Origin of the sequence: Dethiosulfovibrio russensis (genome assembly GCF_021568855.1) — a bacterium.
GTDB classification, from domain to species: Bacteria; Synergistota; Synergistia; order Synergistales; family Dethiosulfovibrionaceae; genus Dethiosulfovibrio; species Dethiosulfovibrio russensis.
On the sequence record NZ_JAKGUG010000003.1, the window covers coordinates 51,615 to 73,219 of the forward strand.

The 21,605-nt window shown below is 54.0% G+C and carries 22 protein-coding genes and 1 tRNA gene; 19 read left to right on the forward strand and 4 right to left on the reverse strand.

The window, feature by feature from the left end:
* The 3 genes from purQ to purC are packed head-to-tail and all read right to left on the reverse strand — an operon-like array spanning position 1 to position 1,651.
* On the reverse strand, positions 1-681 hold the full coding sequence (purQ, locus tag L2W48_RS03650) for a phosphoribosylformylglycinamidine synthase subunit PurQ (RefSeq protein WP_236098682.1): 681 nt from the start codon (positions 679-681) through the stop codon (positions 1-3).
* Complete coding sequence (purS, locus tag L2W48_RS03655; RefSeq protein ID WP_236098683.1) at positions 678-929, reverse strand: phosphoribosylformylglycinamidine synthase subunit PurS; 252 nt, start codon at positions 927-929, stop codon at positions 678-680. Before purS ends, purQ begins: the two co-directional genes overlap by 4 nt.
* On the reverse strand, positions 929-1,651 hold the full coding sequence (gene purC / locus L2W48_RS03660; protein ID WP_236098684.1) for a phosphoribosylaminoimidazolesuccinocarboxamide synthase: 723 nt from the start codon (positions 1,649-1,651) through the stop codon (positions 929-931). Before purC ends, purS begins: the two co-directional genes overlap by 1 nt.
* 228 nt (positions 1,652-1,879) lie before the next feature.
* On the opposite strand from purC, the gene lepA reads away from it, so the two are divergent.
* From lepA to speD, 7 genes are all read left to right on the forward strand, one after another.
* Positions 1,880-3,688 (forward strand): translation elongation factor 4, encoded by a 1,809-nt coding sequence (gene lepA, locus L2W48_RS03665; protein WP_236098685.1) that lies wholly within the window; start codon positions 1,880-1,882, stop codon positions 3,686-3,688.
* On the forward strand, positions 3,675-4,847 hold the full coding sequence (hemW, locus tag L2W48_RS03670) for a radical SAM family heme chaperone HemW (RefSeq protein WP_236098686.1): 1,173 nt from the start codon (positions 3,675-3,677) through the stop codon (positions 4,845-4,847). The genes lepA and hemW overlap by 14 nt, the downstream gene beginning before the upstream one ends.
* Positions 4,848-4,849: 2 nt before the next feature.
* Positions 4,850-6,724 (forward strand): YgiQ family radical SAM protein, encoded by a 1,875-nt coding sequence (locus tag L2W48_RS03675; RefSeq protein ID WP_236098687.1) that lies wholly within the window; start codon positions 4,850-4,852, stop codon positions 6,722-6,724.
* Positions 6,721-7,719 (forward strand): UDP-N-acetylmuramate dehydrogenase, encoded by a 999-nt coding sequence (murB, locus tag L2W48_RS03680; RefSeq protein WP_236098688.1) that lies wholly within the window; start codon positions 6,721-6,723, stop codon positions 7,717-7,719. The genes L2W48_RS03675 and murB overlap by 4 nt, the downstream gene beginning before the upstream one ends.
* Positions 7,720-7,808: 89 nt before the next feature.
* Complete coding sequence (locus L2W48_RS03685) at positions 7,809-8,591, forward strand: amino acid ABC transporter ATP-binding protein (RefSeq protein WP_268906430.1); 783 nt, start codon at positions 7,809-7,811, stop codon at positions 8,589-8,591.
* Entirely contained in the window at positions 8,591-10,153 is a 1,563-nt protein-coding gene (locus L2W48_RS03690; RefSeq protein WP_236098689.1) for an ABC transporter substrate-binding protein/permease, read from the forward strand. The genes L2W48_RS03685 and L2W48_RS03690 overlap by 1 nt, the downstream gene beginning before the upstream one ends.
* Before the next feature lie 100 nt (positions 10,154-10,253).
* Positions 10,254-11,075 carry an adenosylmethionine decarboxylase gene (gene speD, locus L2W48_RS03695; protein WP_236098690.1) on the forward strand — a complete coding sequence of 274 codons (822 nt, stop codon included), beginning with the start codon at positions 10,254-10,256 and terminating at the stop codon, positions 11,073-11,075.
* Between the two features lie 72 nt (positions 11,076-11,147).
* Here the strand turns inward: speD and yedF are convergent, their stop codons facing one another.
* The gene (gene yedF, locus L2W48_RS03700; RefSeq protein WP_236098691.1) at positions 11,148-11,780 is read right to left on the reverse strand and encodes a sulfurtransferase-like selenium metabolism protein YedF; all 633 of its coding nucleotides are present in this window, start codon (positions 11,778-11,780) and stop codon (positions 11,148-11,150) included.
* Positions 11,781-11,955: 175 nt separating this feature from the next.
* On the opposite strand from yedF, the gene selA reads away from it, so the two are divergent.
* The 12 genes from selA to L2W48_RS03760 all read left to right on the forward strand — a co-directional run bounded on the left by selA (position 11,956) and on the right by L2W48_RS03760 (position 21,604).
* Positions 11,956-13,359 carry an L-seryl-tRNA(Sec) selenium transferase gene (gene selA / locus L2W48_RS03705; RefSeq protein ID WP_236098692.1) on the forward strand — a complete coding sequence of 468 codons (1,404 nt, stop codon included), beginning with the start codon at positions 11,956-11,958 and terminating at the stop codon, positions 13,357-13,359.
* Positions 13,356-15,269 carry a selenocysteine-specific translation elongation factor gene (selB, locus tag L2W48_RS03710; protein WP_236098693.1) on the forward strand — a complete coding sequence of 638 codons (1,914 nt, stop codon included), beginning with the start codon at positions 13,356-13,358 and terminating at the stop codon, positions 15,267-15,269. The genes selA and selB overlap by 4 nt, the downstream gene beginning before the upstream one ends.
* Positions 15,270-15,335: 66 nt before the next feature.
* Entirely contained in the window at positions 15,336-15,590 is a 255-nt protein-coding gene (locus L2W48_RS03715) for a Veg family protein (protein ID WP_236098694.1), read from the forward strand.
* A gap of 30 nt (positions 15,591-15,620) precedes the next feature.
* Entirely contained in the window at positions 15,621-16,475 is an 855-nt protein-coding gene (locus L2W48_RS03720) for a 4-(cytidine 5'-diphospho)-2-C-methyl-D-erythritol kinase (RefSeq protein ID WP_236098695.1), read from the forward strand.
* A gap of 9 nt (positions 16,476-16,484) precedes the next feature.
* On the forward strand, positions 16,485-17,279 hold the full coding sequence (locus L2W48_RS03725) for a phosphoribosyltransferase family protein (RefSeq protein WP_236098696.1): 795 nt from the start codon (positions 16,485-16,487) through the stop codon (positions 17,277-17,279).
* A gap of 76 nt (positions 17,280-17,355) precedes the next feature.
* On the forward strand, positions 17,356-17,538 hold the full coding sequence (locus L2W48_RS03730; RefSeq protein WP_236098697.1) for a ferredoxin: 183 nt from the start codon (positions 17,356-17,358) through the stop codon (positions 17,536-17,538).
* Between the two features lie 71 nt (positions 17,539-17,609).
* A tRNA-Ile gene (locus L2W48_RS03735) sits at positions 17,610-17,686 on the forward strand.
* 64 nt (positions 17,687-17,750) lie between these two features.
* Positions 17,751-18,524: a Nif3-like dinuclear metal center hexameric protein gene (locus tag L2W48_RS03740; protein WP_236098698.1), complete on the forward strand. Its 774-nt coding sequence runs from the start codon at positions 17,751-17,753 to the stop codon at positions 18,522-18,524.
* Between the two features lie 34 nt (positions 18,525-18,558).
* Positions 18,559-19,560, forward strand: a complete 1,002-nt coding sequence (trpS, locus tag L2W48_RS03745; protein ID WP_236098699.1) for a tryptophan--tRNA ligase — start codon at positions 18,559-18,561, stop codon at positions 19,558-19,560.
* Positions 19,561-19,598: 38 nt separating this feature from the next.
* Positions 19,599-20,342 (forward strand): segregation and condensation protein A, encoded by a 744-nt coding sequence (locus L2W48_RS03750; protein WP_236098700.1) that lies wholly within the window; start codon positions 19,599-19,601, stop codon positions 20,340-20,342.
* Positions 20,314-20,901, forward strand: coding sequence for an SMC-Scp complex subunit ScpB (gene scpB / locus L2W48_RS03755; RefSeq protein ID WP_236098701.1), 588 nt, complete (start codon positions 20,314-20,316; stop codon positions 20,899-20,901). The genes L2W48_RS03750 and scpB overlap by 29 nt, the downstream gene beginning before the upstream one ends.
* Positions 20,888-21,604 carry a pseudouridine synthase gene (locus L2W48_RS03760; protein WP_236098702.1) on the forward strand — a complete coding sequence of 239 codons (717 nt, stop codon included), beginning with the start codon at positions 20,888-20,890 and terminating at the stop codon, positions 21,602-21,604. The genes scpB and L2W48_RS03760 overlap by 14 nt, the downstream gene beginning before the upstream one ends.
* The last annotated feature ends 1 nt before the right edge of the window (position 21,605 follow it).

Genomic DNA, 21,605 nt, shown 5'->3' on the forward strand with positions numbered 1-21,605 from the left:
TCAGGCACCGGTCCTTTCGATCCATCTCTTTATCGACAGCCACATGGGAAGTCCGTCGTCTCCCCCTACGGCTCTATCGGAATATCTCTCCGGGTGGGGCATCATCCCCAGAACGTTCCCGCCTTCGTTGTATATACCGGCGATGTCGTTCAGGGCCCCGTTGGGGTTCCCTCCGCTGTAGCGAAACGCCACCTGCCCCCGTTTCTCCAGGAGCTCCAGCTCATCCTCTGGAAGGTGGTATCGACCCTCGTAGTGGGCTATGGGTACCGTTATCACCTGTCCCTTTTCGTAGCCGGAGGTGAAGGCGGTGTCGTCCCTCTCCACCGATATCTCGACGGGGCGACAGATGAAGGCCAGGTCCCGGTTGACCAGTAGGGCCCCGGGAAGCATCTTGGATTCGGTCAAAACCTGAAAACCGTTGCATATCCCCAGCACCAGACCGCCCCGATCGGCGTGCCGTTTCACGTCGGCCATGATGGGAGCCGTGTGGGCCATAGCGCCGCAACGGAGGTAGTCGCCGTAGGAAAAGCCGCCTGGCAGAACGACGAGGTCGGTTTCTCCTGGAAGCTCCGTCTCTCCGTGCCAGACCAGCTCGGCCTCGTCTCCCGTTGCGTATTTTATGGCTTTGACCACGTCTCTGTCGCAGTTGCTGCCGGGGAAGACCACCACGGCGACGTTCATCTCAGTTCCTCCACCTTTACCGTGTAGTCCTCGACTATGGCGTTTACGAGAAGATCCTTGCACATTTTATCGAAGGTTTCCTTGGCGGAATCCATGTCGGAGGCCTCTATCTCGACTCGGATGTATTTACCTACCCTGACGGAAGGGTCGTCGTAGCCCAGCCTCGTCAGGGATGCCGCGACGGCCTTGCCCTGGGTGTCCAGGACTCCCTCTTTCAGATATACCAGTATCTCCGCTCCGTAACGCATCAGTTCTCCTCCTTCTTTTCCGAAAGACGGCGCCATATCTCCCTGTAAGCTCCGAGCACGTCTCCCAGGTCCTTGCGGAAACGGTCCTTGTCCAGGCTCTGTCTGGTTCCCTTCTGCCAGAAACGGCAGGTGTCCGGAGAGATCTCGTCGGCCAGAAGAATGTTGCCTTCTCTATCCTTGCCGAACTCCAGCTTGAAGTCCACCAGGTCTATATCTATGGAAGAGAGGAGCTCGGTAAGCACAGAGTCCACCGTAAGGGCCATTTCGGTCATTCTGTCCAGTTCCTCGTCGGTGGCCCATCCGAACAACACCGCATGGTCTCTTATGACGAGAGGGTCGTCCAGCTCGTCCTCTTTATAATAGAACTCCACCAGAGGTCTGGGAAGCTTCATTCCCTCCTCGACCCCGAGCCTTCTGCATATGGAACCGGCTGTGACGTTGCGGACCACCACCTCCAGAGGGACTATGGTGACCGGTTTTACCAGCTGTGAAAGCTCGTCGATCCTTTCGATGAAGTGACTGTCTATGCCCTTGCTCTTCAGATATCTGAATATCCAGGAGCTTATCATGTTGTTCAGCTCTCCTTTTCCCTCCATCTCCGCCTTTTTCTTGGCGTTGAAGGCGGTAAGGGAGTTTTTATACTTCAGATATAGGGCGTCGGGGTCGTCGGTAGCGTAGAGTCTCTTTGCCTTTCCCTCGTACAGCATTTCACGGATCTCCATGGCAGTTACCTCCCGGAATAAGATACTGACATTATCACCTTGAGGTCTATAAATGTCAACTATAGGGAGAGGCTCGATGGAGGGCTACGTTTCGGATGGGCTTCTACCTGAGACGGTGCGGTTTTGTCCCGTCTCTGATATCATAGTCTGGTTCGGATCCCTCTTTCGGAGGGAGCGAAACGGGCCCTTTAGGGGGCGCTCTTTCTATCTGTGAGGTGTTTTTTCTATATGGATCCTAAAAGGATAAGAAATTTTTCGATTATAGCTCATATCGATCACGGTAAGTCCACCATAGCCGACAGGATGCTGGAGTTTACCGGTACTATCGATAAGAGAAACATGAAGGAACAGGTTTTGGATTCCCTCGAGCTCGAAAGGGAGAGGGGAATAACCATAAAGTCCGTTCCGGTACGCATGGACTATACCGCTTCGGACGGCGAAAAGTACGTGTTGAACCTTATCGATACCCCGGGCCACGTGGACTTCAGTTACGAGGTATCCCGGTCTCTCGCCGCCTGCGAGGGGGCTCTGTTGGTGGTGGATGCTGCTCAGGGGGTGGAGGCTCAGACCCTTGCCAACGCGTATAAGGCCATCGATCAGGATCTGGAGATAATTCCGGTCATAAACAAGATAGACCTTCCATCTGCACGTCCCGACGAGATTCGCCAGGAGATAGAGGACGTGGTCGGTCTGGACGCCTCCGATGCCGTGTTGGCGAGCGCCAAGAACGGAATAGGCATTGAGGATGCCCTGGAGAGGGTGGTGGGGATTGTTCCCCCTCCGAAGGGAGACGCAGACGCTCCTCTGAGGGCTCTGATATTCGACTCGGTGTACGATAACTATCGAGGGGTCATATGCTACATAAGGGTCGTGGACGGAAGGATCTCTGCCGGAGACGAGATAATTTTCATGGTCACCGGCAGACGCTACACCGTCGAGGATGTCGGGGTGTTCCGTCCGGGTTTCACCTCCGTCGAGTCCCTGGGGGTCGGGGAGGTCGGCTATCTTACAGCCAGCATAAAGACCCTGGACGAGGCAAGGGTCGGGGATACCGTCACCTTCTACAACAAAAAGGCAGATAAGCCACTTCCGGGCTATCAGGCTGTAAAGCCGGTGGTCTATTGCGGTTTCTACCCTGTGGACAGGGACGAATATACCCAGCTTAGAGAGGCTCTCGAAAAGCTCAAGCTGAACGACGCTTCCATAGAGTTCGAGCCAGAGACCTCGACCGCCCTCGGCTTTGGTTTTCGCTGCGGTTTTCTCGGGTTGCTCCACATGGATATAACCAGGGAGAGGCTTCAGAGGGAGTTCGACGTTCAGCTGGTGGCGACGGCCCCCAACGTCGTTTACAGGATGGAGACCAAAAAAGGCGAGGAGATAGAGGCCCACAGGCCCTCGGATTTTCCCGAGGTCGGGGATATCGCCTCCGTGTCGGAGCCTATGATAAGGCTCACCGTTTACGTTCCTTCCGATTACGTCGGGAAGGTCATGCAGCTCTGTCAGGAGAAGAGGGGTACCTTCGTGTCCATGGACTATATCACTCCCGAGAGGGCGAGGGCGATTTACGATCTTCCTCTGGCGGAGTTCATCGTCGACTTTTACGATAAGCTTCAGTCCCAGACGAGGGGTTATGCCTCCCTGGACTACGAGCACGTGGGATTCGGAGAGGCCAAGCTGGTCAAGGTCGACGTTCTCATAAACCACGAGCCGGTGGACGCTTTCTCCTTTATCTGCCATCAGGACGACGCGTATCACAGAGGTCAGCAGGCGATCAGGAAGTTAAAGGAGATAATTCCGAGACAGATGTTCGAGGTTCCTCTTCAGGCTTCTGTGGGATCCAAGATCATAGTCCGTTCCAACGTTAAGGCCCTGAGGAAGGACGTTTTGGCCAAGTGCTACGGCGGTGATATAACGAGGAAGAGGAAGCTTCTGGAGAAGCAGAAGAAGGGCAAGGAAAAGATGAAGATGATAGGGAAAGTTTCCATTCCTCCCGATGCCTTTATGTCCTTCCTCAACATGGACGATGAAAGTAACTAGTCATATCCTCGATTTCGAGGGAGGTAGAGAGGGGCTTTCCGAGCCCCTCTCTGTTTACCTTCACGTGCCTTTCTGTAGGTCCAAATGTCCTTACTGTTCTTTCGCCAGCTCTGTTCCTCGTCTTGGGGACGTGGACCTTTATCTTTCGGCTTTGGAGTCGGAGCTTATCGGACTGAGTCGGCTATCCGGAGGGCCCCTTTCGGTCAGGACCCTCTACATAGGAGGAGGAACTCCCACGGTCTTGTCAGTTGAGGAATGGATCAGGCTGATGGATCTGCTGGATCGATATATCGACCGTGGTTCGATCGAGGAGTTCTCCGTAGAGGCGAACCCCGAGAGCCTTTCCGACGGCCATCTTCGGTTTTGGAGGGACAGAGGGATCTCTCGAATCAGTATAGGTGTTCAGAGCCTGGACGACGACGAGCTTCGATGGCTCGGTAGACTTCACGATTCGAACGAGGCGAGACGGGCTGTTATTGCGTCGGTGGCGTCCGGTTTCGACGTCAGTGGTGATCTGATGTTCGGCCTGAAGGGGCAGACCCTCAGAAAATGGCACCGGAGCCTAAAGGCCTTGGCGGAGCTGGGGGTCGGTCATATGTCTCTGTATCAGCTTACCTTGGATAACGATTCCTTTTGGGGGAAAAAACCGCCCGAGGGTGTCTTCGACGGTTACGGCCACTATCGATGGGCCCAGTGGTATCTGCCTAAGATCGGTTTCGACCAGTACGAGATAGCGAGTTTCGCCCTCGAAGGGCGCTGGAGTCTCCACAATCTGGCCTATTGGAACAGGGAGAATGTCCTGGGGCTGGGGCCGGGAGCCTGGGGATATTTAAACGGTCTGAGGTACGAGAACGATCCGTCTCTGGCTGGGTATTGCGATTCGGTGAGGTCCTCCGGTTTCGCGGCGGTCTACAGCGAGAGGATCGGTGGCGTCGCCGAGGCGTCCGAGTCGGCCATATTGGCATTGAGAACCAAATGGGGGATCGATCTGGACGATTTTTGTCGAAGGTTCGGATCCGGATCGAAGGCCCGGTTGTTGAAGTGTCTCTCGGAAATTCCCGATAACTGTCTCGAGTGGAAAAAGGGCTCGGTAGCCCTGACCCGTAAGGGAATGAGGGTGGCTAATTCCATATGGGAGAGGCTTCTGTGGGAGGAGTAGATATGTTGGATCGCAGAGATTTTCTTCCTGTGAACAGGGACGATATGGAGGCCCGGGGCTGGAACGAGCTGGATTTTCTGTTCGTGAGCGGAGATGCCTACGTGGATCATCCGAGCTTCGGGCCCGCCGTGATATGTCGATGTCTCGAGGCGGCGGGGTTTAAGGTCGGAATAATCGCACAGCCGGACTGGCGGGGGCGAGAGGATTTTACCGCGATGGGCCGTCCCAGGCTGGGGGTGTTGGTGTCGGCGGGGAATCTCGATTCGATGCTCAACAAACTGACCGCTGCGAGGAACAGGAGAAGAAGCGACAGCTATTCGCCTGGAGGGGAGCTCGGTCACAGGCCGGACAGGGCTACCTTGGTCTACTGTAATATAGCGAGAGAGCTCTGGGGCGACGTCCCGTTGATTATAGGAGGGGTGGAGGCCAGCCTGAGAAGGATGGCCCATTACGATTATTGGTCCGATAAGGTGAGACGGTCCATACTGATCGACAGCCGTGCGGATATCCTTGTCTATGGAATGGGGGAACGACAGATCCTGGAGATAGTCTCTAGGCTGGCCTCCGGCGAGTCCGTGTCTGATTTGACCGATATCGGAGGGACCTGTTACAGGTCTTCGTCGGTTCCGGAAGAGGCCATAGAGGTCCCCTCTTTCGAGGAGGTTCAGAAGGATAAGAGGGCTTTCGCCGAGGCTTTTCGGCTTTGGTATGGAGAACAGGATCCCTTCAGGGGAAGGTCCGTCTGTCAGAGGCACGGAGATAAGACGGTTGTCCAGCTTCCCCCTGCCATGCCTCTGTCGACCGAGGAGATGGACGGTGTCTACGATCTTCCCTACGTCAGGGAGCCCCATCCCATGTACGACGATTTGGGCGGGATTCCGGCGATAGAGGAGGTCCGCTTCAGCATAGTGAGCCATAGAGGCTGTTTCGGAGACTGTTCGTTTTGTGCCATTTCGGCCCATCAGGGCAGGATAATCCAGGCCAGGAGCCATCGTTCCATATTGAAAGAGGCGGAGAGATTGGTCTCCATGGACGGTTTTAAGGGGTACATCCACGACGTTGGAGGTCCTACTGCCAACTTTCGTCATCCATCATGCTCGAAGCAGTTGAAGGTCGGAACCTGTCGAGATCGACGCTGTATGGCGCCTAAACCCTGCCCCTCTCTGGATACGGATCATTCGGACTATATGGCTCTTTTGAGGAAGATAAGGATGCTCCCCAAGGTCAAGAAGGTGTTCATACGATCGGGCATCAGATACGACTATCTCATGGAGTGCGGCGACGAAAGCTATCTCGAGGAGATATGTCGCCATCACGTCAGCGGAATATTAAAGGTGGCTCCCGAACACTGTTCCCCCCGGGTCCTTAAGCTTATGGGAAAACCATCCATAGACGTGTTCCTCAAGTTCAAGAAGGCTTTCGACAGAATAAACGAAAAGATAGGCAAGAAGCAGTATCTCATTCCCTATCTGATATCCAGTCACCCCGGTGCGACCTTGAAGGATGCCGTTGTCATGGCGGAGTTCCTGAGGGACCTGGGGCACATCCCGGATCACGTTCAGGATTTCATACCTACGCCAGGCAGTCTGTCCACCTGCATGTATTACTCCGAGATGGATCCCTATTCTGGAAGGTCTCTCTTTGTCGCCAAAAGAGGTCACGATAAGGCGCTTCAGAGGGCTTTGTTGCAGTACGATAGGGCGGAAAACAGGGCTCTGGTGGTGGAGGCGCTGGAGAAGACGGGGCGGACCGATCTTATAGGCAGAGGTCCTGAATGTCTCGTTAGAAACTATACCGAAAAAAAGAGGACCGATAAAAAGACGGAGAAGGTCCGGGTACGAAAGGAAAAGAAAAGAGGACGGAGGGGTGGGAGATGATACGAGTTCTTCGTATGTTGGAGAGCATGGGGATTCCCTTCTCCTTGGACGAACCTCTGAAAGATCACTGTACGTGGAGGATCGGAGGCCCGGCGGATCTTTTCGTCCAGCCCCGCACCGACGAGGAAGTGGCCGCCACGGTCTCAGCCTTGTGCCGTAACGATGTTCCCTGGTTGGTGATAGGCAGAGGGTCCAACCTGCTCTTCGACGACGACGGTTTTCGAGGGGCGGTACTGAAGATAGGCAGGTCTTTAGGGGGATTCGAGATCAGAGAGGATCGAATTACTGTGAGAGCCGGTACGTGGGCCCCCTGTCTGGCGAGGGCCAGCGCCTCCGCCGGACTTTCCGGGTTGGAGCATACAGTCGGGATTCCGGGTAACGTCGGTGGGTTGATAGCAATGAACGGAGGCAGCCTCAGAAGGTCCATCGGCGATTCTGTGGAGTGGGTTCGCTTTCTGGACGAAGACGGAGCCCTTAAGGTGTTCTCTACCGAAGAGTGCGGCTTTTCCTACCGTCGTTCCAGTTTTCAGGATGGACGGAGGGTCGTGGTGGAGGCCGGACTCCGTCTGAAGAGGTCGACGCCCGGAGACGTGAGATCCGAGATGGAGGATGTGCTCAGAGAGAGAAGACGGAAGTTCCCCTTGGGATATCCGAATTGCGGATCGGTCTTCAGCAACGACCCGGAGATATTCTCCCTCTGGGGAGCTCCGGGAAGGGTAATAGAGCGATGCGGACTCAAGGGACTTCGACTGGGCGACGCCATGGTCAGCGAAAAACACGCTAATTTTATAATAAACCTGGGGGACGCCGGTTCCTCCGACGTGATCGGTTTGGTCGGAACGATTCGGTCGGTAATCAGGGATTCCATAGGTCGCGATATTCCCTGCGAGGTCAGATATGTGGAGCCGGAAAAGGGGATAGTTCCCCTACATGAGATCTTTCGGTCAGGCGATAAACTAAGATTAGAGAAGAAGGAGCAAGAAAAAAGGGTGTAACCCTTTCTCTTGCGTGGCTTTTATGTCATACTACGTCTCTGACGCCCTCAAGGGGGCGATCCGGTTTAAGTTAGGAGAGTGAGAAGGAGTTGAAAAAGAACTGCGAGGTCCTCATAAGCGTCGAGGATCTCCACAAGAGTTTCGACGACGAGAAGGTGCTCAACGGGGTGTCCATAGACATCAAGGAGGGAGATCTGGTCTCCATAATCGGTCCTTCCGGATGCGGCAAGTCCACTTTTCTGAGGTGTATAAACGGGCTGGAACTTCTGGATTCCGGGACTATCTCCGTGGCGGGCAAGACCTTGAGGAGAGATTCATCCGAACGGCAAGCTGGACAGAGGTTCATGAAGACCGCTCACGATATGAGGAAAGAGATAGGAATAGTGTTTCAGGGATTCAACCTTTTTCCCCATAAGACCGTGATCGAAAACGTTATGCTGGCTCCCATGGTCGTAAAGAAGAAGCCCTACGAAGAGGCGGAGGAGATAGCCAGGGCCATCCTCTCGAAGGTCGGACTTCTGGGATATGCCGGGCGATATCCGGTTACTCTCTCCGGTGGTCAGGCTCAGAGGGCCGCCATAGCCAGGGCTCTCGCCATGGCTCCGAAGGTGATGCTTTACGACGAGCCTACCTCGGCTCTGGATCCCGAGCTGGTGGGAGAGGTCCTCCAGGTAATGAGGGATCTCGACGCAGAGGGGATGACCCAGGTGCTTGTGACCCACGCCATGCATTTCGCCAGAGATGCCTCCGATTACGTCGTTTTTATGGACCGTGGCGAGATAGTGGAGATCTCCGACGGAGACGAGATGTTCTCAAACCCCAAGAACGAGCGGACCAGAAATTTCCTTCGTCACATGATGGAGGTCGCCTGATGTCCCGCTTACTGTCGGTCTTTTGTGCGTTCTTTTTCTCTTTTTTACCGGTTACCGGAGCTCTCGCCTCCAATACTATGTCTCCCGGCGTCCTGACCTGGGGAGGCGATACGGAGGGCGGAGCTCCTTACATGTTCCACCATGCTGACGATATAGGTGAACTCGTCGGCTACGAGGTGGAGATAGTCGAGGCTATAGCGGAACAGATGGGGCTTTCCACCAGATTCGTCCAGAACGGATGGGACAATCTCATCCCTGGTTTGGAAAGACATCTGTACGACGTATCCATAGACGGACTGGAGATCACGCCGGAACACAGTGATGTGGTCGATTTCTCGATCCCTTATTACGTCACACATCTTCAGATAGCTGTGAGAAGGGATAATTTCGACATCACCGATCTCGAATCCTGCAAGGGCAGGGTGGTAGGGACGTTGAAGCAGTCTTACTCTCAGTACGTTCTGGATTCTTTGGAAGGAGTGGAGGTCCGTACCTACGCCGACGAGATAAACGCCTATACCGATCTCGTCAACGGAAGGCTGGACGCCACCCTTTTCGATGCCCCTATCGCTCTCTATTACGGAGGTCCTATGAGAGAGGTCAAATTCGTAGGTCCGGAGATAGGCAGAATCGAGTACGGAATAGCGGTGCGCAAAGGCGAAGAGGAGCTTTTGAGCCAGGTGAATCAGGCTATAATGTCCCTCAGGGACGACGGCACTATCCGCTTTATCCTGGAGAGGTGGAACCTGTGGAATTCCCTGTCAGCAGAGGAGTTTCAGGATCTAGGGCCGGTCAAGGCGACTCCGGACAGATACAACAGATGGATTGAGAGCCATAGGCCCGGTGCCACATGGAAGGATACGGCTCGAAGATATGTTTCCTTCATGCCCAAGCTCGGAAGAGCTGCTATCACTACGATAGAGGTGTCGCTGGCCGCGATGGTATTGGCTGTGGTCCTCGGATTGTGCCTCGCCATAGTCAGGGTGTTCGGTCCCGCGCCCTTGGCGGTGTTGTCGACGTGGTATGTGGAGATCATAAGAGGGACGCCCGTCTTGATTCAGCTTTTCTTCATTTTCTACGGTCTCCCAAACGTGGGCATAAAGCTCGATCCCTTCACCGCCGGGGTGATAGGCTTAGGGTTAAACTACGCCGCCTACGAGGCCGAGATATACAGGGCGGGATTGATGGCGGTTCCAGCCGGTCAGATGGAGGCGGCCTTGGGACTGGGAATGACCAGGAGAGAGTCCCTGCGTCACGTCGTGGTTCCTCAGGCGGTCAGGATGGTGTTGCCTCCTGTGACCAACGATTTTATATCGCTTTTGAAGGATTCCTCGCTGGTCTCCGTCATAACTTTGGTGGATCTAACCAAAGCTTACGGACAGATAGCTACGACCTACTACGATTATTTCGGAACTGGGTTGATCGTGGCGGCGATTTATTTTCTTCTGGGATATCCCTTCATCCGACTGGCTCGTTGGACCGAAGCAAAACTGGAGGCCTCTCTGATACCCGATAGGGTCCGCCGTCAGAGAAAAAGCGGTTTGGGAATGAGGCTTTTTTGAGGTATGGAGAATTGAGTGGTATATTCGGAAAGAGGAGTTTCTCCGAAAGGCCGTCCCGGCGGTTGTCCGGGCTACCCTGTTCACGTCTGGGGGGCTTACGATGACGGAAGATAGAATAAAGCTGTATGGTTTCAACAATCTTACCAAGAGCCTGTGTTTTAACCTGTACGATATATGCTATGCCCAAAGTCTGGTGGAGCGTAAGGAGTACATAAAGTATATCGACGACGAGTATTCCGCCGATAGGCTCACCGCCATCCTGAGCGACGTGGCGGATATTATAGGGGCAACCATCTTGAACGTGGCCAAACAGGACTACGAGCCTCAGGGCGCCAGCGTCACGATGCTGATAGCGGAGGAACCCGTTCCTCCGGAGCTCAGAGGTAGCGAGTCGGAGAGAGAGCAGTCCGCTGCGCCGGGGCCTTTGCCCAATACCGTGATAGGTCATCTCGACAAGAGCCACATAACGGTCCATACCTACCCGGAGCAACATCCGGATAACGGCATAAGCACCTTCAGGGCCGATATAGACGTGTCCACCTGTGGAAGGATATCGCCTCTGAGGGCGTTAAATTACCTGATCCACAGGTTCAATCCCGATATCGCCTGTATAGATTATCGTGTAAGAGGGTTCACCAGAGATATAGATGGCAATAAGTACTTCATCGATCACGACATAAACTCCATACAGGACTTTATCTCGAAGGACACCATAAACAGGTATAACATGTACGATGTCAACGTTTACCAGGAAAATCTTTTCTGCACCAGGATGACCCTCAGGGATTTCGACCTGGACGATTATCTGTTTCACATAAGTGCGGACGATATCCGCCCCTCAAAGAAAAAGATAATCATGGACAAGATCAAGACGGAGATGGCGGAGATCTTCTCTGGAAGGAATCTGAAGTCCTTCAACTGATAGATTACGAAAGAATAAAAGACGGCAGGAAGATCGTTCGATCTTTCCTGCCGTCTTTTTGATATTCAACGTTTACAGCGAGAGTATGGAATCGGCCTTTAGCATGGCCTCGGAGATATCGAACATGTTGGATATCTCTCCGACTCCTACCTGATCGGCTATGCCGAAGTGGTTTACGCAGGTTCCGCAGACCAAGATTCTGCATCCCTTCTTCTCCAGTTCGATGATGCTTTCGCAGGTCGAACTGTCCTTGAGGGCCAGTCTGACTCCCTCGTTCATGAAGGCCAGGGTCTCCGGTATAAGTTCGTCGTCCAGTTGATGAAGGGTTCCTAGAAAGCCTTTTATAAGGATCTCTCCCAGATCTCTATCGGCTCCTCCAAGGATGTCTTTGGTGATGATGACGGCTATGGCTTTGCTGTCGCCGGATGGTCCGTTACTTCCCCCTCGGGTGTCTTCGGACGGGCTAGTTCCATCTTCTCCCTCGGAAGGGCCGTCTCCCCTGATTCCCGTGACAGCTATATCCAGGTCGTTTTCCGCCTCCAGGACCACCTCGAACCCCTTGCTTTTGAGCAGTCTCGTGACGTTCTGTCCGGCGATGGCGTTGTCCACTATCACCTTGATCTCCGAGGCCCCCGCCTCTATGGCTTTCTTCGTCATTATCACAGGCTGAGGGCACATCTTTCCCCTGGCATCCACTGTTTGCATTACGCTCGACCTCCTATGGATATTCTGTATGCAGCTGTTGCTCTAGGCTTGAAGCCTTCGGTCTGTTATCATCGATTGATCGAAAGGTCTTTCCATAACTGCAAAGAAATTATATCATTACTATTAACCTATTTCACCCCTGCGGGGGAATTCGTATCGGGTGGTGACGGTCCTAATGGCGGACAGAGATATACAGGGACTTCTTCGTGGAATTCCCGCGATGGAGAAGGTTTTGAACGACGAGAGAACCTCTAGGTATCTCGAATATCTGGATAGAGAGGGACTGAAGGAGCTGTGTTCCTCCATATTGAACGATATGAGAGTCGAGATCCTGTCCGGAAAGAGAAAGCAATTTAAAGACGAGGATCTGTTTTCTTTATTGGATGACAGGGTCGAATCCATGTCCGCACCCAGCCTGAGATCGGTGGTGAACGGTACCGGAGTAGTGGTCCATACGAACCTTGGAAGGTCCTGCCTGTCGCCGGAGGCTGTAAGTGCGGTTTCCGAGGTCGCAGGTAGGTATAACACGCTGGAGTACGACCTGGAGGCGGGGGAAAGAGGTCAGAGGAACAGTCACGTGGAGTGGCTCCTCTGCAAGCTTACCGGAGCGGAGGCCGCCGTAGTAGTCAACAACAACGCCGGAGCCGTTCTTCTCTGCCTCGCCGCTCTCTCCGCCGGTCGATCGGCCGTGGTCTCCAGAGGGGAGCTGGTGGAGATAGGAGGTTCCTTCCGGATACCCGACATAATGACCTTTTCCGGAACCAGGCTGGTCGAGGTGGGAACCACGAACCGGACCCACCTGAGGGATTACGAAAAGGCGATCGACGAGGATACTGCAATGGTTATGAAGGTCCACCCTTCCAATTTCAGGGTGGTGGGATTCCACAAGGAGGTATCTAGAGAGGACCTGGCTGCCCTCGCTAGGGATAAGGGTGTTATCTTCATGGAGGATCTCGGCAGCGGTATATTGATCGATCCAGGCAAGCTGGGGCTCTCGGGAGAGCCCACTGTCGGCGACTGTATCGATGCCGGAGTCGATCTGGTCACTTTTTCCGGAGATAAACTTTTGGGGGGACCTCAGATAGGGGCCGTGGTTGGAAAGAAAAAGCTGGTGGACTCGATTCGGACCTATCCTCTCCTAAGAGCTCTCAGGTGCGATAAGATGACTTTGGCAGCTCTCGAGGCCACCTTGAGGCTGTATCTCAGAGGAAGTTGGAACGAGATACCTACCTTGGCCATGCTCTCTCTCGACGGAGATGCGATAAAAGAGAGATGTCGATCTCTCATGGAGGCTCTGGAACCGGTTCTCGAAGGGGCCCATATGGAGGTCGTAGCGGTGGACGACGCAGTCGGAGGAGGGGCCTTCCCTGCCACGGCTGTTCCCGGATTTGCTCTATCCATATCCTTGCCCGATCTGAGCTCCGGAACTATTCAGGAAAGGCTCAGGTCCTGCGACGAACCTGCGGTGGTCGGGGCTAGAGACGGTAGGATCTTGATCCACGGCAGGACCCTGATGGAGGGAGACCTGGACCGATTGGTTCGAGCTTTTACGTCTATCCTGGAGGAGGAGTCGAGATGACCGAGGAGATGTCTCTAGTAATAGGTACTGCCGGGCATATAGACCACGGGAAAACCCATCTGGTTAAGGCCTTGACCGGCGTGGACTGCGACAGGTTGTCGGAGGAACGGAAACGGGGGATAACCATAGAGCTCGGCTTTGCTCCTCTGGAGCTTCCCAGCGGCCGAGTGGTCAGCGTGATAGATGTTCCCGGACACGAGAAGTTCATAAGACAGATGGTGGCGGGGGCCTCCGGTCTGGACGCCGTTTTGCTCGTGGTGGCCGCCGACGAGGGGGTTATGCCTCAGACCAGAGAGCATTTGGACATAATAGAGCTCCTCGGGGTTCGCGAGGGATTCGTGGTTTTGACTAAGGCTGACCTGGTCGATGAGGAGATGCTGGAGTTAGCGACGGACGATGTTCAGGATCTGGTCAAGGGGACCTTTCTTCAGGACAAGCCTATACTGGCTGTTTCCTCCGTAACGGGAGACAACCTGAGCGCCGTTATGGACGAGATGGACAAGCTTGTGGACGAGGTCGTCCCCAGAGATAGAGAAGGGGCCTTCTTTATGCCTATAGACCGATCCTTTCCCGTGGCGGGGTTCGGAACCGTTGTGACCGGAACGGCCTACAGAGGCAGGGTTTCCCAGGGCGACGATATGGAGATATTGCCGGCGGAGTTGGACACCCGAGTTAGAAGCCTACAGGTTCACGGTTCTTCTGTCGATTCTGCCGAGGCAGGTCAGAGGGTGGCCATGAGTCTGAACGGTCTTTCCGTGGATCAGCTCAACAGAGGAGACGTCGTGTGTGCCTCCGGCGTGTTCAGGGCGTCCAGCTGTCTGGACGTGGGGTTGAAGGTCTTGCCGGGGGCTATAGAGGGAATTTCCCATTGGCAGAGGCTCAGGGTCCACCTGGGAACCTCGGACGTGTTGGCGAGGGTGGCTTTTCTGGACAGAAAGGAACTTCTTCCCGGAGAGGAGGCGGTCGCTCAGCTCGTCCTGGAGGAACCGGTCGTCGCCTCCATATGTCAGAGGTTTGTCGTCCGCTTTTACAGTCCCCTAAGGACTATAGGCGGAGGAGAGGTCCTCTCCCCCTACGGGAAAAAAGCTCGAGGGAGAAGGGCGAGAGAGGAGGCCGTCGCCAGGCTGGAGGCGTTGATGGCCTCCGATTCCAGAGAGGATCGCATAGCGGCCCTGGTGGATTTTCATGAAAGGATCCCCTTCGACGACCTGATAGTGCAGACCCAGGAGACCAGAAAAGGATTGGCTGAAATATTGAAGGATCTCCTGAAATCCAGGGGCGTATCGGTTATTTCCGTAGGCAACGGCATAGTCATCTCCGACGGAGAGAGAGTCCGACTGGAGGGCTCTATCCTGAAACGGCTGGAGACCTTTCATGAAGAGCACCCTCATCAGGAGGGGGAGGCTGCCGACAGGCTGGTGAACGGTCTTTTTATCGACGAAGACAGAAAATTCGGCCGTTCCTTCGTCGGATGGATGGTAGAGGGGGGGGCACTGATATCCAAAGAATCCCTGCTCTCTCTTCCCGGGTTCGAGAAAGAGGACGATCAGGCTTTTCAGGCGAAGGTGGAAGCCCTGAAGGGACTGTGCGACGAGGCGGGGTTCCAACCGCCGGTTTTGACCGATTGTCCTAAAGCCCTCGGAATGGACGAAAATGAGTTCTCCCGTTTACTGACCGATGTCAGACGGATGGGGTTGTTCTCCGTGGTGGATGGGACCTTCCTGCTATCCTCCGATGTGGAGAGACGGTTAGTATCAGCTCTTAGGGAGGTAGACGGAGGTATAACCATAGCTTCCGTGAGGGATATAACCGGAAGCAGTAGAAAGTTTGTCCTGCCTCTCTTGGAGTATCTCGATGGCAAGGGGGTTACCAGAAGGGTGGGAGATAGAAGGATAATCTTAGGTGGTTAAAAAATTTGAATTTTTTGGATGGATATGTTAGAATGTCCTTATCCCTGTGAAAAGAGGAGGACTCTCATGGCCTGTTCCATTCAATCGATTCGTCAGAGGGTGGCTCGATACAAGGGAAACACGGTGCGGTATCGTGCCACCAAGGGACGTCGCAAGACGGAGGAAAGGCGAGGGGTGATTTTGGAGACATACCCGTGTCTTTTCACCCTTTACGTGGAATCTCAACACAGCAAGGTTTCCTTCAGTTACGCTGAGTTGTTGACAAAAGAGGTGGAACTGGAGCTTATCAAGGATAACGCCAGGACCTCCGAGTTTCTTTGATCAGCATTCTTTTTCAGGAGTGATTCTATCATGGAGATCCTTGTTCCCAGCGACGGTAAGATAAATCTATCGTTGAGAATCGTCGGCCGAAGGGAAAACGGCTATCACGATCTGGTATCGGTTTTCATGAGGATGCCGTCGTTGGAGTCCCTGAGCATCGTTCCGTTAAAAAAGCAAGATGTCGATGATGTCGTAGAGGTGAGAAATATACCGATAGACGGCGTCAATTTAGTCAAGAGGGTGATCGATCTTCTCCGTGGAGGAGGAGTTTCGGTCCCCTCTCTCTCGGTGTCCATAAATAAGGAAATTCCTCCCGGAACGGGTCTTGGATGCGGTTCCGGGAACGGCGTGGCCGTATATAAGTGGATCGAGTCGTGTCGCGAGAACGTACCTCATCCGGATGTCCTGGCTTCTGTAGGGGCGGATCTGCCTTTTTTCGCCCAAGACGTATCTCTGGCCCTGGTCGAGGGAGTTGGGGAGGACGTGAGCTTTCTCCCCCCTTTGGAGCTAGACTGCGCCCTCTTGATCCCAATTTGGCGTTCCGCTACGTTAGAGGCCTACGGGGCTCTCGACCGCTGCTTTTCAGGTGTTTGGCCCAAGGGGCCGGAAGAGGCCCGACAGGAGGCCCTATCCATAGTAGAGGGGCTCTCCAAAGGATCTAAAATCGGCCTTCTTCCCAACGATTTTATGAAACCTCTTATGGCCTCCTATCCCGAATACAGGTCGATTTTCGACAGTATAGAAATCTCCGGAGCCTTGGCCTGGGGTCTCAGCGGCAGCGGCAGTGCGGTTTTTGCCTTATATCGAAAAGGTAGTCTTGTAAAGGGTAGATTAGGTCACCTTTATGGGCTTGAATGTGTCGAAAAAATAATATTGGTGGAGTGATGGTGGATTATGAGAGGACAACGCACCGGGAGGCTTATAAGGATAGTATCTAAACTTCTGACCTGCCCTTCGCGCCAATTCTCGGTTACGTCGTTGGCAGACGATTTCGATGTGTCCAAGACTGTGGTAAGCGACGACGTTTCCATCATAGACGAGGCCCTTCAGGTTGAGGGGTTGGGTCGGGTTCGAGTCGATAGAGGCAGATCCGGAGGGGCTTTTTTCGTGCCTCAGGTGTCTAGAGCTAGGAGGGAGGCTTTTCTGGCTCGACTTGCCGAGGTCCTTTCCAAGGAGGACAGGATTCTTCCCAGCGGACTGATATACTATAGCGATATACTGTTCAACCCTAAATTTACCTGGGAGCTGGGGCTGATATTGGCCTCCGATTTTTACGATACCCGTCCGGATGTCGTGATGACGTCGGAAGTGAAGGGTATACCGCTTGGGATGTTCACCGCTCAGGCGCTAGGCGTTCCGTTGGCCGTGTGTAGATTTAGGAACAGGGCAAGCGATGGACCCGCCGTATGCGTCCATTTCGCCACACAGACCGGAGATGTCCGTGCTATGTACATGGGGACCAAGCAGATATGTCAGGGCAGCAGAGTTTTGGTCATAGACGATTTCATGCGAGGTGGAAGCACCGCTTCCGGAATGTGTCAGGTGGTCAGGGAGTTCAAAGCAGAGCTCGTCGGAATCGGGGTTTTTCTCGCCGCTCTGGAGCCTCGAAAAAAGGCCATAGAGAGTTATTCCGCCTTGCTTCGTCTGGATATGTCCGGTGAAGGGGCAAGGGTGTCCATCTCGGGCTGATCTTTTTGTATACATTCAGATTGACGTCGGCGAAGCTATGGTATAGAATGCCCCACTATGAGGGGGGTGCCCTTGTATGCGTGTCAGTATCGACAGCGATAAATGCATTGGCTGTGGAGTGTGTGTCCAAATTTGTCCAGATGCCTTCACCCTTGACGAGTCGAAAGGGATAGCGAGGGTCCTTCGCCCTGAAGGGGCGGACTGTGTGGAGGAGGCCAGGGATAGTTGTCCCGTATCGTGCATAACGGTGGAGGAATAAAATAAAACCTCAAATCGGCGATTTTGCCTCTTGAACAAGACGATAGTACCGGTTATAATAAGCGCCGTTCCGGGCCCATAGCTCAACTGGTCAGAGCCACCGGCTCATAACCGGAAGGTTCCAGGTTCGAGTCCTGGTGGGCCCACCAAGAGCTAAGCCGTTCCTTCGGGAGCGGCTTTTTTTTTAGGAAAAACACGAGTGGGGGGAAAATAATGGATATAGACGGCTTGGCCCGTGTGATGGAGGAAGTGGCTTCTTTGGCCTGGGCGGAGGATTGGGACAACTGTGGCGTTCTGTTGAGATCTCGATCGGGAAGGGTCGATCGTATCGCAGTCGCCCTCGATCCTACGGCGGAGGTCGTTCGATCGGCCTCCAGCGCTGGGTGCGACTGTCTCGTCACCCATCATCCTCTTATCTTCTCTCCCCTCCGGCGTCTTGATCCTTCGATACCTTCCAACGCGGCGATCTTCGACTTGATAGAGAAGGATATGTCGATCCTCTGTTGCCATACCAGTTGGGATAATTCCCCGGCAGGGACGAATGTCTCTCTGGCGAACTCGATAGGATTAGGCTCGGTGGAGCCGATGCTGTTCGAGAACAGAGGATGGGGGGTAGGGGCGGTAGGAAGACTGGAGCCCCGTTCTTTCAGGACCCTCGCTTTGTCGGCGAAGGATCGATGGCGACTTTCATTCGCCCGACTTCACGGAGACCCTAACAGGACGATCTCTAAGATCGCTTTGTGCGGTGGATCGGGAGGTTCTCTGTGGAGAGATGCTCTGGCTGCCGGAGCCGAAGTGTATATAACGGCAGACGTGAAGTATCACGATGTGCAGGATGCCGTAGCTTCCGGACTGTCGGTCCTGGAGGTTGATCACGGCGAGATGGAATGGGCTTCCATGGGGGATTTGGCCGCTCACGTAGGTAGGTTGTCCGGATTGGATACCCTATTGCTGGAGAGACCGTCCTGTTCGGGAGAGCTCGTTTAACCTGACTGGGTGAGGAAAGGAGCTTCTTCTAGATATGAAACTTAGAACTTTTAGCGGAATGAGACCTACCGGTAAGCTGCATCTGGGGCATATGGCAGGTGCTTTGTCGAATTGGATAAAGCTTCAGGAGGATCCTGGATACGACTGTTTTTACGGCATAGTGGACTGGCACGCCATGATGTCCGATTACGCTAACAGCTCGGTTATAAAGGGGAACTGTCGGGAGGTTCTGTTGGATTGGCTCGCTGTGGGCCTTGATCCGGAGAAATCGACTATATTCGTTCAATCCCACGTTCCGGAGCATGCGGAGCTGTCCCTGGCTTTGGGAATGGTGACACCGCTTGGCTGGCTTCAGAGAAACCCAACTTACAAGGAACAGATCCTAAATATACAGAATAAGGACCTCAGTACCTTCGGTTTTCTGGGATATCCCGTCCTGATGGCTGCCGATATACTTCTGTACAGATCTTCCGTAGTTCCTGTCGGAGAGGATCAGTCGGCTCACCTTGAGATCACCAGAGAGATCGCTCGTCGGTTCAACAACTTCTACGGCGAGGTGTTTCCCGAGCCGGATATCCTTCTTACCCCGACTCCGAAGGTTCCAGGCACGGATGGGAGAAAAATGAGCAAATCCTACGGCAACAGCATCAATATAGCCGATACTGAAAAGGAGATGTGGGATAAGCTCAGGACCATGATGACCGATCCTGCCAGGGAGAGAAAGACCGATCCTGGGGATCCCGACAAATGTCCGGTGTGGGATATCCATAAGGTATTCAACCACGACGAGGAGGAAAAGGCGGATCTGGCCTCCGGTTGCAGGGCCGGTTCCATCGGCTGCGTCCAGTGCAAGAAGGCCCTGAAGGAGCACGTGGTGTCCATGATGACTCCGATCTGGGAGAGACGGGCTTATTATGAGTCTCGTCAGGAAACTTTGGACGATATCCTGTGGAACGGAGCCGACAAGGCCAGAGTTGTCGCCAGAGAGACAATGGACGCCGTTTTGGAAGGCATCGGCTTCGTCCCTCGTAGATAAACCTGCAGTCCAACCTTGTCTGAATCGGGGATGATGCGATGATCCGTATAGATATCGACGGTTTTTCCGGGCCTCTGGACTTGCTCTGTCATATGGTGGAAAGCCGCGAGATAGAGGCCTCTTCGGTCAGCGTCGCAGAGGTCGTCAGGATTTACGGCGCCTATCACTCCCGGAAAGGCGAGGTCCCGATAGAGGCTGTGGCCCATTTTTTGGTCCAGGCCGCTCGACTCATACTGGATAAAGCTCTGGCCCTGATGCCTCAGAAGGTTACCGATGACACCGACGAGATCTGGGATCAGGAGTTCGTGGAGGAATCGACGGATATCGAGGATATGCTTCTGCGTTATCGCCCCTACAGGAAGGCCGCCGGTCTTCTGGCGGAGCGCCTGGCCGAAACGGGACGTCGTTCCTTCAGGAGCTCCCTGCCTCTTCCGCCGTCCTACGATATAGGGGACCTTTACTCCCTCTCTTCCATCTGGTGGTGTCTGATGAAATCCAGGGAGATGGTCTTCTCCGATCCCGAAGATACATGGGAGGACGACCATCTGGCGGGGATGCCCGCCCCTATTCCCGAGGAAAACCAGGTGGAGAACAGAATGGGTCTGATAATGGAAGAGCTCGGCGACGGTAGGATCTACCTTTCCACCTTCCTGATAGATAGACCCGGAGCTTCCGAGTTGGTAGTTACGATTCTGGCCCTCTTGGAGCTTTCCAGAGGAAACAGAATAAGCCTTAGGCAGGAGGATCAATTTGGTGACGTCCTCGTTCTTTCAAGAAGATAAAGGGTTTTCTGTCCTCAAACGGATCGAGGCGGTCCTTTTCGTCGCTTCCGAGGGAGCTACGGCGACGGAGCTCGCCGAAGCGGTGGGAATAGACGAGAAGACAGTCCTAGCCGGTCTGGAGGCCCTCTCTGAAAAATACAGGGAAGGATCTCACGGAATAGAGGTGGTCTTTTTGGGCGGTGCGTGGCATCTTTGTACCGTTTTGGATGTCGCCGATGCGGTGGATAGTTTCAGGGAGGCAAACGAAAGGGAACGTATCAGACTGAGCAAAGCGGCCCTGGAGACTCTAGCCGTTGTGGCTTATAATCAACCTGTAACCCGATCGGAAATAGAGGATATCAGAGGTGTGCGCTGCGAGAGGGTGATCGAGACTCTGCTGAGTCACGGTCTGGTACGTATCTCCGGGAGAAAGAAGAGTACCGGATCTCCTCTCCTCTACAGGACCACCGACTCCTTTCTCAAGGTCTTCGGTTTGGGAGCCATCTCCGATTTGCCTACGGTCTCCGAGATAGAGGAGCTGCGCTCTCGACGGGAGGACGACGACGGTGAGGCTCAATAGGTATCTCGCTTTGTGCGGAGTGGCGTCCCGGCGTAGGTCCGAGGATATAATCAGATCCGGTAGGGTGAAGGTAGGAAACGTGACTGTCACCGATCCTGCCAGGGATGTATCGGAAGAGGACCAGGTGTCAGTGGACGGAAATTTGGTATGCTTTCAGAAGTCCGTCTATCTCGTTATGAACAAGCCCAAGGGCTACGTCTGTGCCGTCGAGGACCGTTTTTATCCTACCGTGATAGGTCTTGTGCCCCCCGATCTGAGGGCTAAGAGGATCTATCCTGTCGGGCGTCTCGATAGGCAAAGCGAGGGTCTTCTGGTCTTGACGAACGACGGTGATTTCTGTAATTCTTTGATACATCCTAGCGCTGGCTATCAAAAGACCTACGAGGTATTGCTGGATAGACCCCTTACTGAAGAGGAGCTTTCCTACTGGCGCAAGGGAGTTCCGATAGACGGAAGGGTCGTATCTCCGGTCTCGCTTCGGGTGATGGATAAAAAACCTGCCGGAAGATGGGTCTCGATAGTCCTACAAGAGGGGCTGAAAAGGGAGATCAGGCTAATGGCGTCCTATTTTTCCCTTTCGGTGAATGTCCTCTTTCGTAGAAAAGTTGGTAGAATGGAGTTGAGAAAACTCAAATCAGGGGAATACTGTGTTGTGGAACTCCAACGGTTATGGCGACTTATCCGTCAGGGAGGAAGCGTCTAGT